This is a genomic window from Nocardioides stalactiti, assembly GCF_014180715.1.
GTDB lineage: Bacteria > Actinomycetota > Actinomycetes > Propionibacteriales > Nocardioidaceae > Nocardioides > Nocardioides stalactiti.
The window spans coordinates 67114-80568 of the sequence record NZ_JACEFC010000003.1; the positions used below are offsets into that span (position 1 = coordinate 67114).

A 13455-nucleotide genomic window follows, 5' to 3' on the forward strand; every position below is an offset into this window, starting at 1 on the left:
CGGCGCAAGTCCTTGCTGTTCAGCTTGGAGGCTCAGGCCCGCTCGTGTCAGCTCCGGCTGACTCGCTCCACGTACGCCTGCCGAGCTGCGGTGTCCACGCGGTCGAGGAAAACAGTGTCGGTTCCGAGCACCGCACCGAGCCGGGTTGCGATCCGCTCCGGCACGAACTTCATCGCTGCGACCAGAGAACCCGCCACGCGCGTCACCCGAACGAACGGCTGCGGCCGCTCAATTAGCGCCGCAGTGGCCTGCGCGATCTCCTGCGGCTCGGCGTTGCGCATGCCCTTCGCCCCGGTTGTCCCGGACACCAGCTCGGTGTTGGTGAAGGTGGGCCGCACCGTGGACAGGGTGACGCCCGATTTGCGGTACTCCAGCCGGGCCGCCTCGGTGAATCCGATGACGGCGAACTTGGTGCCGCAATAGGTCGCCAGCCCCGGCACGGGCAGCTCCCCGGCCAGGGAGGCCGTGTTGATGATGTGGCCCTGCCGACGCGGCAGCATCCGCTGAAGCGCGAGCTTCGTGCCGAAGATGACACCCAGGACGTTGATCTCGACCTGTCGACGCGTGACCTCGTCCTCCTCTTCGTGGGCATGACCGGTGGGCATCACGCCCGCATTGTTGATGAGCACGTCGATCGGGCCGAGCGCGTCCTCGGTGGCGTCGAGGAAGGCGCTGATCGACTTCGGGTCAGTCACGTCGAGCCGGACCGCCACCTCGACCCTGAGGTCCTTGGCAGCGGACTTGAGTTGGATCTCGTCGATGTCGCCGATCGCCACGCGATGGCCGCGCCTGATCAGTTCCTCGGCGGTGTGGAAGCCGATGCCGCGAGCGCCGCCAGTGATGGCGACCACACGTGGTCTCGTCATCGTCGTCATATTGCCTGTTCCTCTCAGAAGCCGAGCCGCTGTCGCAGGCCGCGTCCGGCGGCCAGCCGCAGCACACGGCCGGCGATGGCCGTACGCCGGGCGGAGTACGGGTACCAGGTGAGCTCTTTGGCGGCCAACGGGATGCGCGGTTCGGTGATGGCCTGCACGCGGCAATACTTCCGCAGACCCTGCGCTCCACCCAGCCGCGCGCCCAAGCCCGACGACTTCCAGCCGCTGTGCGGCAGCCCAGCCGCGAACAGGTTGCTGAAGACGTCGTTGACGTTGACCGCCCCGACGTCGAGCCGATCGGCCATCCGGCGACCGCGCGCGACGTCGCGCGTCCACACGGTAGCGGACAGCCCGTAATCCGAGTCGTTGGTCAGGCGCACCGCCTCGTCCTCGTCAGCCACTCTCATGACCGGCAGGGTCGGGCCGAACGTCTCTTCGGTCATGCAGACCATGCGGTGGTCGACGTCGACGAGCAGCGTGGGGGCGTAGAAGTTCCCCTCAGCACCACGGGCTCCCCCGACCAGCACCCGTGCACCCGATTTCCGAGCATCCTCCACGTGGCGCTCCACGGTGTCCACCTGCGCCCGCGTCACCATCGCACCCACGTCATCGCGTGGGCCGGACCCCTGCCTGAGCGAGTCCAGTGCCTGCACCAACTTCTCCACGAACCGGTCGTAGACCTGGTCCACGACGTAGACGCGCTCCACGGAGATGCACACCTGACCGGAGTTGAACATCGCCCCCCACACGATGCCGTGCGCGGCGCGGTCCAGGTCGGCATCCTCCAGCACGATCGCCGCGTCTTTCCCCCCCAGCTCCAGGCTGACCGGCTTCAGGAGCTCGGCGCAGCGAGTGGCGACGCGGCGCCCGGTGGCCGTCGACCCGGTGAACTGGACGAAGTCGACGATGTCGACCACCGCCGCTCCCGTCTCACCGGCACCAGCCACGTGGGCGAGCACGGGTGGCGCGCCGATCTCGTGCCATCCCTCAACGACGCGCGCGCAGGTCAGTGGCGTCATCTCCGAGGACTTCGTCAGGACGGCGCACCCGGCCGCCAATGCCGGTGCCGCGTCCATCAGGAAGAGCGTGATGGGGAAGTTCCAAGGGATAATGAGGCCCACGACCGGGTAGGGCCGATAGGTGCGAGTCAGCCGCTTCGGGAGGCTCAACAATCCTCCGGCACCGACGCGTTCGGGAGCAAGGAATGCCTTCGCCTGGTCAGCGTAGAAGGAGATGAACTCGCACGAGGCCGTCGTCTCCACCAGGGCGTCCGGCCGCACCTTGCCAGTCTCCGCCACGAGCATGTCCGTCAGCTCGTCGGTGTGTTCGAGGATCCAGGTCCGCCAGCGGCGCAGCCACATCGCACGGGCCGCCGGCCCCATGTCCCGCCAATCGGCTTGAGCGGCACGGAGATCGGCCGCGACAGCTTCTACACCAGAGGCGTCGACGACCGGCACGGAGCGGACCACCTTTCCGTCAATGGGTCGACGGATGTCGAGGATGGATGCGGACGGGGCGTTCATGGGAGCTCCTGTCGAGGGACGCGGCCGGACTGGATGACCGAGGCCGCGAGCTGATGAGCAGCCTCAGATGTCGATGACATTCAGAACGCCGTCGGCGTGCAGAGCGCGAAGGCGCTTCTTGTCGAACTTCCCGACCGAGGTCTTGGGCACCTCGGGGACGAAGCACCACCTTTCGGGCAGCCACCACTTCGCAACCTTGCCCTCCAGGAAGTCGCGCAACTGACCAGGCGCGACCTCGCTGCCGTCGCGGAGCACGATCACGGCCAGAGGTCGCTCCTGCCACTTCTCGTCCGGTACTCCGATCACCGAGGCTTCCAGAACGTCGGGATGACCGGCGAGCTCGAGCTCGAGCTCGACCGAGGAGATCCACTCGCCACCGGACTTGATCACGTCCTTAGCACGGTCTGTCAGCGTGACGAAGCTGCGCTCGTCGATGCGACCCACGTCGCCGGTGCGTAGCCACCCGTCCTGGAACTTCTCGCCGTCCTCGTCGGCAACGTAGGCGCCGGTAACCCAGGGACCCCGCACCTGCAGCTCGCCGACCGATGCGCCGTTGTGCGGCAGCTCGTTGCCCTCGTCGTCGACCAGCCTCAGTTCCACGCCGGCCACCGGGCGGCCCTGGGTAGCGCGCAGCGCCCACTGCTCGTCAGGGCCGAGAGCGGCCGGTGGCCTGGCGATCGTGGCGAGCGGGGAGGTCTCGGTCATCCCCCACGCCTGCACGATGTGCACGCCGTACTTCTCCTCGAATGCTTGCATCAGGTGAAGCGGTACGGCGGATCCCCCACAGGCGACCAGCCCGAGGGAGGAGACGTCCTGGCCCGGGTTGGCCTCGAGATAGTTGAGAACCTCGCTCCAGATCGTGGGGACCGCGCCGGCGATGGTCGGCTTCTCGGTGGCGATGAGCCGCACCAGCGGCTCAGCCTGCAGAAATCGGTCGGGCATGAGCAGGTCCGCACCCGCCATCATGGCCGCGTAGACCAGGCCCCAGGCGTTCGCGTGGAACATGGGCACGATCGCCAGGATGCAATCGTCACCGGTGACGCTGAGTCCGTCGGCCGCGCACGCGGCCATCGAGTGCAGGTAGGTCGAACGGTGGCTGTAGGCCACCCCCTTGGGGTTGCCGGTGGTGCCCGAGGTATAGCACATGGCTGCGGCGGACCGCTCGTCCACGTCGGGCCAGTCGAACGTTCCTGGATGGCCGGCGATGAAGTCCTCATACCCGACGACGGTGACGCCGTCGCGGCGCAACTGCGTCGGGTCGGCCTGCCCGGTCACGACGACAGTGTGGACGCTCTGGATCTGCGGCAGCACGGGTGCCAGTAGCGGCGCCAGGCTGCCGTCCACGATGACGACCCGGTCCTCGGCGTGGTTTCCGATGTAGGCGAGCTGCTCGGCGGTGAGACGAGGATTCAAGGTGTGCAGCACGCCGCCCATGGACGGGACGGCGCAATAGGCCTCGACGTGCTCCTGGTTGTTCCACATGAAGGTGGCGACTCGCTCGTCGCCATTGACGCCACAGGCGCGCAGCGCGTGGGCGAGCTGGGCCGACCGGCGTCCCACCTCCGCGAATGTCCCGCTCGTGACGCTGCCATCCGGTTGCAAGGTCCGCACGCGCGCCCCGCCGTGAACGCGTGCACCGTGGCGCACAATCGCTGCCGTCGTGAGTGGGACGTCCATCATCGTGCTCTTCATAGGGTTCCTTTGTTGTGGGGAGCAGGTGGCGGCGGCTCGTAGAGACCGAGCCGGCGGGGCGACGCTCAGGTTGCTCCGGCGGTCAGGAGCTCGGCCCGGTCGACGGGAAGTCCTTGGGCGATAGTCCGCTTGCTGAACACGAAGTCGCGCGGCCGGTTGACACAGTCAGCTGCGATGAGCTCCCCAGCGCGCAGGTAGAAGCAGCTGAAGTCGCGGTCGCTGATCGGGTCACCACTAAGTACGACCTCGTCGTACCCCGTGTTCAGTCCTGCGATCTGAAGCTTGACCTCGTACTGGTCCGACCAGAACCAGGGCAGCGCTCTGATCGTCCTGTCGTTACCGCACAAGGTGGCGGCAGCGACCTTCGCTTGTTCCCCGGCGCTTGGCACGGACTCAAGCCGAATGCGCCGGCCGTACCGTCCCATCAGGTGGCTAGCGCAGTCGCCCGCGGCCACGATGTCGTGGTCGCTGGTGCGGGCATGGTCGTCGATCACGACCCCGTCATCGACGAGGAGACCCGCGGCGGCAGCCAGCTCGGTGTTGGGCTCGATGCCAATCCCGACGATGACGAGGTCAGCCGCGAGCTCGTCGCCATCGGCCAACCGGACCCCTCGGACGCGGTCCTCGCCACTCAGCGCCTCAACGACAGCACCGGTATGAATGGTCACTCCCGCGTCGCGGTGGATCCGCTCGTAGAACGCGGACACTTCCAGTGCGGTGACCCGCTCAAGCACGCGCTCGGCCGCCTCGACCACCGTCACGTCCAGTCCTAGAGCGTGGAGGGAAGCAGCGGTTTCCAGACCGATGTAGCCACCACCGATGATGACCGCTCGCCGACCCAGCTGTGAGGACTCCCTGATCTGCTCCACGTCCGCGAACGTGCGCAGATAGTGGACTCCGGAAAGGTCGGCTCCCGGAATGGTGAGCCGCCGAGCCCGGCCCCCCGTGCACAAGGCCAGCTTGTCGTAGGGCAGGGTCCGACCGCCCTCCAGCACGACGCGGCCCCTTGCACGGTCGATCGACTCCACACGCGCATCGACCAGCTGGATCTGCTGCTTGGCGTAGAACTCCGCCTTCCGAATAGTCAGCTCTTGCAAAGTGCTCTTGCCGGCGAGATAGGCCTTGGACAACGGCGGTCGCTGATAGGGCAACGTTGCCTCATCCCCCAACAGGACTACCTCGCCGTCCCAGCCTTCCTGGCGCAGGCTAGCGGCCAGTTGAGCCCCAGCATGGCTGGCTCCGACGACGATCGCGGTCCCGTTCGTCATGCGCCGTTCTTCGCGGTCAGGCGCACCATGAGCTTGCTGATGCCCCGCACGAAGTTGGACTGGACGTACTCCGGCTCGCCGACGACCTCGATGTTCTCGAAGCGAGGAAGCAGTTCCTCCCACAAGATCCTCAACTGGAGCTCGGCCAGCCGGTTACCCATGCACCGGTGCACCCCGAATCCGAATGCAATGTGGTTGCGCGCATTCTTGCGGTCGATAATCAGTTCGTCAGGTCGCTCGAAGACGCGCTCGTCCCGGTTCCCCGAGGCGTACCACATGACCACCTTGTCGCCCTTGCGAATGAACTGCCCATTCAGCACTGTGTCCTTCTTGGCGACGCGGCGCATGTACGCGAGCGGGGTCTGCCAACGGATGATCTCCGAAACCATGTTCGGGATCAGGTCCGGATTCGCCTTGAGCTTCTCGAACTGCTCGGGGAACTGGTTCAGCGCGAGCACGCCGCCACTCATCGAGTTGCGCGTGGTGTCGTTGCCGCCGACGATGAGCAGCACCAGGTTGCCCAGGAACTCCATCGGACGATCGATGAGGTCCTTGGTGTCCTCGTTGGTCTGCAGCATCGTGATCAGGTCGAAGCCGGGCTCCTCCCCAGCAGCGAGCCGGGCCGCCTTGTCGTGCCACAACGCGCTGAGACCCCGCGCCATATCGACCATGCCATTGAACACCTCGTCGTTGTCGGAGGGACCACCGTTGGCCTGCTCCATCGAGCTGGCCAGGTCAGACCACTCGACCAGCTTGCGACGCTGCTCGTAAGGGAAGTCGAGCAGGGTCGCCAGCATCCGCGCCGTGAGCTCGATCGAGACGTTCTGCACCCAGTCGAACGGCTGGTCCACCGGGAGGTCGTCCAACACCTCGCGAACGCGCGAGCGAATCAGACTCTCCATCTCACGCAGGTTCTTTGGTGCGACCACCCCTTGGACCGCCGCTCGCTGCCGGTCGTGACGAGGCGGGTCCATCGCTATGAACATGGCGATGTCCATGAACTTCGGAGGCGCACCGATGATGATGAACGGCTCTGCCGAGAAGACCTCGTGGTTCTTGTCGACAGCGATGATGTCGGCGTGCCGGGTGACCGACCAGAACGGCCCGAACGGGCTGTTGGGCTGGTAGTGCACGGGAGCCTCGTTCCGCACACGCTCGAAGTACGACCGCCACTTGCCCTGGCGGTAGAGGAACGGGTTGCTCAGGTCGATGTCGGCGAGCTCGACCTCCTCCACGGGCGGGATGGGACTCTCGACGAAGATCTTCTGTCCATTCGTCCCGGTCACCCAGCGACGAGTCTTGTCGTAGAGATGGGCGCCCCGGATCTGCAACTCGATCGGGAGGGTCGACTGGACCTTCTCGCTCAGCGTGTCTGCAACGTTCATGATTATCGATCCACTTCTCTTGTCGATCACATCTGGAACTCAGGCAGCTGGACGATGAGGCCGTCCCACTCCTGCGACACCCTCATCTGACAGGACAGTCGGGACGTGGGCTGCCGTTCAGGATTCATCGACAGCATCTCCTCCTCGACGGGCTCGGAGAGACCCACCGTGTCCGACCAGTGCGCGTCGACGATCACATGACAGGTGCCGCACGCGGCTTCTCCCCCGCAGTCGCCGTCGATGCCTGGCACCATGTTGTCTACAGCGATCTGCATGAGCGACTGGCCCTCGTCCAGCGGCGCCTCGTGCTTCTCGCCGTCGTGGGATACGAAGGTGACTACTCCCATGGTCCAACTCCTCACGGATCGAAACGTGTTCGAAAGTCTTGTGAGTCCGATCCCGTGTGGCTATGGTCACCTCAGTCAGAATGTTGTGATTTCGGCTCAGAGGACGCACTGCATGCGCGCGCCCGAACCCGGCGTCCCTCCCCTCGCCTTCGCGCAGATGCTGCTCAGCGCCGCGATCGGACCCGAGGCTAGGGCCCGATTTCGCGAGGTCATGGCCCGCGAGGGAACCCATGAGGCTGCCCTGGTGGCGTCCGGCGTCCCGGCACCGGTGCGCTGGTTTCGGGAGGTCTTCCCAGATCTCGATACGGACGAGGCGACCCGACTGGGGTTGGATTTCGCCGAGCACGCTCACCTGACCTCCTTCGGACCATTGAGCATGCCGCTGGTGAGCGCGGGATCAGTCGCCGAGATCGTCGAGCTCCTCGCCTATCTGCCGTTGATCTCGACCGCCGTGCGCCCCCAGTTCCACACCAACGAGCGTGGTCTCACGGTCGGGCTTACCGGCCACACGGGCGATCCGGACCTGGACTGCCTGGTCATCGCCTACTGCGGGGCCACGGTGCTGCGCCTCTTGGACATGCTCGCCGGGACCTTGCCCTCGATCAGACTCCACCTCGGCTGGCCGACACCGTCGTCCTGGACCGAGGAAGGGGGACCGCGCGGCACGCGTGTGATCTTCGACGCCCCCACCTCCTACGTGCAGGTCCCTCGAGATGCCCTCGACGAGGCATGCCGCTTCGCCGACCCCGTCGCATACCGCGTCGCGATATCGGAACTGCGCCGAGCGCTGGAGCGACGCGACGGTGCAGTCTCCTTCTCGGAGCGAGTGCGGGTCATCCTGGAGGACGACCCCAGTCAGTTTCACAGCCAGCGCGTCGCTCACCAGCTCTGCATCTCCACGAGCACCCTTAAGAGGAAGCTCGCCGAGGAGGGAACCACCTTCCGAGACATCCGCGAGTCCTGGCTGCGGGAACGGGCTATCGTTCGCCTGCTCGACTCGTCCGCGACGATAAGTCAGGTGGCTGGCGAGCTCGGCTATAGCGATCTCACCAACTTCTCGCATGCCTTCAAGCGGTGGACTGGACAGTCCCCGAGCGAGTTTCGCCAACTCAGCGCGCGCTTCCGCGACCACGGTTGATCAGTGAGTCCCCGATAGCGGTGTAGCGCGATCCAGGTCGGAACTGGGCCGATCTATTCACGCTGCCCCGGCTCAGAACGCCCCCAGAACACGGGCTTGCCAGCGAGGGCCCCGCATTGTCGAGGCCCTCGTTGCATCTGGACGTTTCACGAGAGCAAACTGCGCTTCCCAGACCCTGACTCGTCCCCGGTGCCGAGTGCCTGATCAGGCTCGTAATCGATGAGCCCGCGGTTGGCCGAGCCCCGTATGCAGGCACGAGCGACGTGGGGCAAGGTGGGCCTGATGCGCTCGGTCTGCGAGTGGCTATGCGTTGCACGTCTGCGATCAAGTGGCCCATCCGCAGTGGGCGTCGGAATCATTGGACGCTGAGGAAACTGTCGTCGTCGATTGGGAGCCCCACGCTCTGGGCGAGATCACGCATGACCAACCAGACCTGGTGCGCGATCCGTGCGACGACCTCTTCCTGGGACTCGTCGCGGTGGTCCAGCCACCAGATTATCCCGGCGTCGACCATGCCCATGAGCCCGGCCATGACGCCGTCCGGGGGATCAACTTGGACGTCAGGAGTGCGCAAGTAGGCCGACGCTGCGGCCACCACCTCACCCAGGAATCGCGTCCGCCCCAGCCTGGCGCGGTGAGTGTCCTTGCTCTGCTGGCGTGCGGCCATGAAGCGATAGAGATTCGGATGTCCGGCAGCCCAACCGACGGCAGCACCTATCACACCCCCGATGATTGTTGGAGCTGTACCACTCACTCGCATGGCGGGCCGAACAGCATCAATGAGCTGGTCGGAAGCGAACCGCAGCACTTCGCTCTCGAGATCCTCCTTACTGTCGAAGTGGCGGTAGACGTGGGGCCGCGCCACCCCAGCCCGGTCCGCAATCTGGGCGGTGCCGACCCCGACCCCGTGCTCCTCGATCGCGCCGGCAGCGGCGACAACGATCCGGTCACGCTGCGGGGCTCGGTGGGATTCGTGCGCGGTCGACCGGCGCACCACGGCCGTGTCCACCCACTTCGCGATATCCACGACCGCAATCTAACCCACGGCACTGGCGCGGGTACACGTCGTACCCGTAGTCTGGTACAGGTTGTACCCGGCACTCACTACCCCTTGGAGGACCTATGCCCGGCCGCCGTTCGCCCTGGATGACCCAGGACCTGGACGACTTCCGTCAGCTCGCCCGCATGTTCTGCGAGAAGGAGATCAAGCCCCACATGGAGCGGTTCATCGCGCAAAAGCGCGTCGACCGCGAACTTTGGACCCGAGCTGGCGAGCTCGGCCTGTTGTGCGCGTCCATTCCAGAGGAGTACGGCGGGGGCGGCGGCAACTTCTTTCACGAGGCGATCCTCATCGAGGAGCAGGCACGCATTGGCGACAGCAGCTGGGGCGCTTCGCTACACAGCGGCATCGTCGCGCACTACCTGCTGCACTACGGCACCGAGGAGCAAAAGCAGGAGTGGCTCCCCAAGATGGCGTCCGGCGAGGTCGTCACCGCCATCGCGATGACCGAGCCCGGCACAGGTTCGGACCTACAAGGAATCAAGACCAGGGCAATCCGAGAAGGCGACGAGTACGTCATCAACGGCGCTAAGACCTTCATCACCAACGGCTACCACGCCGACATGGTCCTGCTCGCCTGCAAGACCACCCCCGATGAGGCCGCTGCAGGCGTGTCCCTGGTCATCGTGCCGACGAACGCCGAGGGATTTCGCCGTGGCCGGGTCCTTGACAAGATCGGCCTGAAGGGCCAAGACACCTGCGAACTCTTCTTCGATGACGTACGGGTGCCTGCCAGCAACTTGCTCGGTACCGAAGAGGGCCAAGGCTTCATCCAGCTCATGATGCAGCTGCCGCAGGAGCGGCTCCTCGTCGCAATCAGCTGTGCCGCGTCGATGGATCTGATGCTCGACCTGACACATGAGTACACATTGTCGCGCGAGGCGTTCGGCAAGCCAATTTTCGGATTTCAGAACACCAAGTTCAAGCTCGCCGAGGTCGCTACCGAGGCCCGCGTTACCCGCGCCTTCATCGACGAGTGTCTTGACCTGCACGTCAAGGGCGAACTGGATATCCCGACCGCCGCCATGGCCAAGTACTGGTCGTCGGAGCGGGCTCAGCAAGTAGCCGACATTTGCCTGCAACTCCACGGCGGCTACGGCTACATGGAGGAGTATCCGATTGCCCGCGCGTGGACGGACCTGCGCATCAGTCAGATCTACGCCGGCACCACCGAGATCATGAAGGAGATCATCGCCCGGTCTCTGCCGACGCCCACCTGATCCGGGCCTCGGCTGTCCGAGGCAGTCCCGGATTCCCGCAGCTCTTCGGTGGCGCCAGCACATTAGTAAGGCGAGATCCACGCGGCGAAACAAGCGGGTTCAGATCGCACGCGCTGTTCACCACAACAGTTGATGGGACCCGGACAGACCCTTGAGGTCGGTCCGGGTCCCTGCTTGAGGTCGAACTCCGATCTGGCATCTGCGGGAGATCCAGCACTCAACCACACAGTCCACCTGGAGCGCGGACCCCACTCCCGACTCGCTCCTGACAGTCCAACACCCCCGCTCAAAGGCCAGCCGCGTGGTATGTTGCACTGTGAGTACAAACTACAGCTACAAACGATCAGTCTGACATGCGCGCTCCCGTGAGCGGTACGGGGCGGTCTGCCTGGGCTCACCACCGCGAAGGACCGCTCCCCGGACCAGGTAGAGCCGGGACCGGCTCGACGCGTCGCACGAAGGGAGTCACCGCTGCGATCGATGCGCTTGAGGCAGCAGCGGCCTTCCTCACCAGATCCACACGGAATGGAGTCGACCATGACGCACGCACCCACCTACAGGCGAGCCGCTGTTCTCCAGGCCGTCATCAAGGAGGCCCAGGCCAGGCAGGACGGCCACCTCCCGTGCGAACTTCCGGGAGTGAGCATCACCTTCCACGACACCGAAGACCTCATCGGCGCGCTCCTCCTCCGCTGGCACACGCGGCTGGCTACCGCGCTCGAACGCTCGGTGGCCGACGAACCGCTGGACCGAGAAGCGGCGGTAGTGAGGGCTTGGCGGACGGCCCGAGACGAGACGGCCGGGCTTCGCCTCGTCCTTGACCGTCTCGCGGCCAATCCGCCGAACGATGCCGTGGAACGTGCACTCTGCACTACGGCGCGCAATGACTGGGCCTATATGGCGGTGGCGGCAGGGCTGGCGAGCACCCTCGACGCGACCGCCGCGCGCGTCGGCCGCCAGCTGGAGTTGAAGGCGCGCAACGGCGATCACCCCGAGCTCCTCGCCGCCGTGTCCGCGCCGGAGTCGTTGCTGATGCGGCTGCGAGATGTACTCACCGCCTGACAGCGTGCGCGACAGCGGAACAAGCAGGTCGACGATCACCTGATTGAACTGCCCCTGGAGGTGCGGAGGTCACGGACGCTCTAGTCCCGGGAGTCCGGATCCGGACCGCTGCCGTGGTCGTGGTCGTGGGTCGTGGTCGTGGGTCGTGGTCGTGACCCAGGTCCGCTCACGTCTCGGTCTGCAGTCCACCCAGGATGACGTCACAGACCTCGTTGGCCACAGTGGCGGGATCGCTCGACAATCCCGCCACGGCGTGGGTAAGGCCGGCGACGGTGACCGCCCCGAACACGCTGAGCGCGGCGGCGAAGGGGTTGTCGAGTTTGCGCAGGGTGCCGTCTTCGACGCCCTCTTCCAGGAGACGTTCGACTGGCTCGTGGAAGGCCATTTGCAGTGCCTTGGCCAGGTCGGGAAGTCGAGACGCACGGCCAAGTTCACCGACCAGGGCGCGGCAGACGGCCGGGTTCTCGAGCATCACCGAGAGCTGGGCGCCCACGACTGCTTTGAGTCGGTCTCGGGCGGTGCCGGTGCCGGCTACTGCGGTGCCGACCTCGCCGGCGACGAGATCGAGCATGTCGTGGAGCAGGAACGCGAGGATCTCGTCTTTGCCGGTGAAGTAGTAGTACAGCGTTGCTCTCGGGATGCCGGCCGCCTCGGCGATTTCGTCGATCTTGGCGTCCCCGATTCCGCGCTCGGCGATCAGCTCGGCCGCGCCGTACAGCTTGGCGGCCAACTTGGCCGGTACCTGTCGCACGGACCCACTCCCGACTCGCTCGAGTCGAAGCCTCAGCCATTCTGACGCTCGACACCCCTTTGGTGCCAATAGCCTATGCTGTACTGCAAGTACAAACTAGCGATCCAGATGATTGGTGCGGCATTGGGGTGCTTCAGGGACGGTTGGCACTGGGCGGTTGCGCCCGGTGTTGGCGGTCGGGCTCCGGTTCCCGAAGGCCGTCGTGGTCTTTTGGGCCCTGGCCGCGGGCGCTGACGTTCTTGGTGGCGCACGTCATCCCTGAAGAGGCGGGGACTGTCAAGAGCGGGCCGGCCTTCTGTTGCCCTCGACCCGGAGTAGCTGGGCGCGACGAGAAGGCGGGGGTCAAGGCCCGGGCGTAGCCCGATCGCGAAGCGGCCGTCAGGGCCTTGAGGCCGTCGCCGTTCGGCGTGTCAACGCCCGGTCGAGAATTGACCCCTTTCCGTCGGGCGGGTTCGACGCTCCGGGATCAGTTTTCAACCGGCGCTGACACGGCGCCAGAATGTCCGGGATGTCGAGGGTAGCGAATCTCCTCGCTCGGTTATCGCGGGATCTTGGTGGGCAACTTGGCTCGCATCAGGGCCGGTGCTTGCCGGTGGGAGCAGGCCGGGTGGCTGCTCGGTGATCCCTTCGCGGCGTAGTCGGCCGACAGGGGTCGTGGCCGGGCGGCATGATGGGGTGCGCCAGTCCGGTCGGTCGGGGTCAATCAGCATGTGTCGGATGCTCTCAAGCGTTGTGTCGAACACAGTCGACGCTAGGTACGCGACATCGGTTCCGCCCAGCGGCGCGGCCACCGTAGATCCAAGCGGGCGCCCCGCGAACCCCTTACGGGCAGACTGCGCTCAGCTGTGATCGACGAACGTGGACCCAGGTGATCGCCAGACGCATCCTCAACTCCATAGGCCGATGAGGCCCAATGCAAATGGAGGAAGTCATGAAGGACAAACTGTTGTACAGGATTCCGGAGGTCGCCGAACACCTGAACGTCAGTCGCTCCAAAGTGTACGAACGGGTCTGCTGCACGGATAGGTGACATCTGATCTGCGTCGATGTGTGTCGACGCTGGAAGGATGTGCACCATGCCGAAGGCGTTTCCCAAGGAGTTCCGCGAGGACGTGATCCGGGTCTATCGCGACT

General features: G+C 65.5%; 10 protein-coding genes and 1 pseudogene. 3 read left to right on the plus strand and 8 right to left on the minus strand.

Annotated features, from left to right (window positions below):
- Positions 1-47: 47 nt before the first annotated feature.
- The 6 genes and pseudogenes from H0487_RS01290 to H0487_RS01315 all read right to left on the minus strand — a co-directional run bounded on the left by H0487_RS01290 (position 48) and on the right by H0487_RS01315 (position 7090).
- Positions 48-875, minus strand: coding sequence for an SDR family oxidoreductase (locus H0487_RS01290; RefSeq protein ID WP_183092415.1), 828 nt, complete (start codon positions 873-875; stop codon positions 48-50).
- Positions 876-889: 14 nt separating this feature from the next.
- Positions 890-2398 carry an aldehyde dehydrogenase family protein gene (locus H0487_RS01295; RefSeq protein ID WP_183092416.1) on the minus strand — a complete coding sequence of 503 codons (1509 nt, stop codon included), beginning with the start codon at positions 2396-2398 and terminating at the stop codon, positions 890-892.
- A 63-nt stretch (positions 2399-2461) separates the two neighbouring features.
- The gene (locus H0487_RS01300) at positions 2462-4090 is read right to left on the minus strand and encodes a long-chain fatty acid--CoA ligase (protein WP_183092417.1); all 1629 of its coding nucleotides are present in this window, start codon (positions 4088-4090) and stop codon (positions 2462-2464) included.
- A gap of 65 nt (positions 4091-4155) precedes the next feature.
- The gene (locus H0487_RS01305) at positions 4156-5358 is read right to left on the minus strand and encodes an NAD(P)/FAD-dependent oxidoreductase (protein ID WP_183092418.1); all 1203 of its coding nucleotides are present in this window, start codon (positions 5356-5358) and stop codon (positions 4156-4158) included.
- Positions 5359-5372: 14 nt separating this feature from the next.
- Positions 5373-6743 (minus strand): annotated as a pseudogene (locus H0487_RS01310) (cytochrome P450); the annotation flags it as partial.
- A gap of 26 nt (positions 6744-6769) precedes the next feature.
- Positions 6770-7090 (minus strand): 2Fe-2S iron-sulfur cluster-binding protein, encoded by a 321-nt coding sequence (locus H0487_RS01315; protein WP_183092419.1) that lies wholly within the window; start codon positions 7088-7090, stop codon positions 6770-6772.
- A gap of 112 nt (positions 7091-7202) precedes the next feature.
- On the opposite strand from H0487_RS01315, the gene H0487_RS01320 reads away from it, so the two are divergent.
- Positions 7203-8228 (plus strand): AraC family transcriptional regulator, encoded by a 1026-nt coding sequence (locus H0487_RS01320; RefSeq protein WP_183092420.1) that lies wholly within the window; start codon positions 7203-7205, stop codon positions 8226-8228.
- Between the two features lie 355 nt (positions 8229-8583).
- Here the strand turns inward: H0487_RS01320 and H0487_RS01325 are convergent, their stop codons facing one another.
- A complete protein-coding gene (locus H0487_RS01325; protein WP_312855782.1) occupies positions 8584-9255 on the minus strand; it encodes a TetR/AcrR family transcriptional regulator in 672 nt (223 codons plus the stop codon).
- Positions 9256-9350: 95 nt separating this feature from the next.
- Between H0487_RS01325 and H0487_RS01330 the strand changes: the two genes are divergently transcribed.
- Positions 9351-10508 carry an acyl-CoA dehydrogenase family protein gene (locus H0487_RS01330; RefSeq protein ID WP_183092421.1) on the plus strand — a complete coding sequence of 386 codons (1158 nt, stop codon included), beginning with the start codon at positions 9351-9353 and terminating at the stop codon, positions 10506-10508.
- Between the two features lie 639 nt (positions 10509-11147).
- A complete protein-coding gene (locus tag H0487_RS01335; RefSeq protein ID WP_183092422.1) occupies positions 11148-11570 on the plus strand; it encodes a hypothetical protein in 423 nt (140 codons plus the stop codon).
- Positions 11571-11736: 166 nt separating this feature from the next.
- Here H0487_RS01335 and H0487_RS01340 read toward each other — a convergent pair whose 3' ends face one another.
- Positions 11737-12300, minus strand: coding sequence for a TetR/AcrR family transcriptional regulator (locus H0487_RS01340; RefSeq protein ID WP_246382853.1), 564 nt, complete (start codon positions 12298-12300; stop codon positions 11737-11739).
- Between the last annotated feature and the right edge of the window lie 1155 nt (positions 12301-13455).

What these genes read in the sequence shown, in the direction of transcription:
- H0487_RS01290 (WP_183092415.1), bottom strand. Translation starts at nt 875, where the DNA reads ATGACGACGATGACGAGACCACGTGTGGTCGCCATCACTGGCGGCGCT.
- H0487_RS01295 (WP_183092416.1), bottom strand. Translation starts at nt 2,398, where the DNA reads ATGAACGCCCCGTCCGCATCCATCCTCGACATCCGTCGACCCATTGAC.
- H0487_RS01300 (WP_183092417.1), bottom strand. Translation starts at nt 4,090, where the DNA reads ATGAAGAGCACGATGATGGACGTCCCACTCACGACGGCAGCGATTGTG.
- H0487_RS01305 (WP_183092418.1), bottom strand. Translation starts at nt 5,358, where the DNA reads ATGACGAACGGGACCGCGATCGTCGTCGGAGCCAGCCATGCTGGGGCT.
- H0487_RS01315 (WP_183092419.1), bottom strand. Translation starts at nt 7,090, where the DNA reads ATGGGAGTAGTCACCTTCGTATCCCACGACGGCGAGAAGCACGAGGCG.
- H0487_RS01320 (WP_183092420.1), top strand. Translation starts at nt 7,203, where the DNA reads ATGCGCGCGCCCGAACCCGGCGTCCCTCCCCTCGCCTTCGCGCAGATG.
- H0487_RS01330 (WP_183092421.1), top strand. Translation starts at nt 9,351, where the DNA reads ATGCCCGGCCGCCGTTCGCCCTGGATGACCCAGGACCTGGACGACTTC.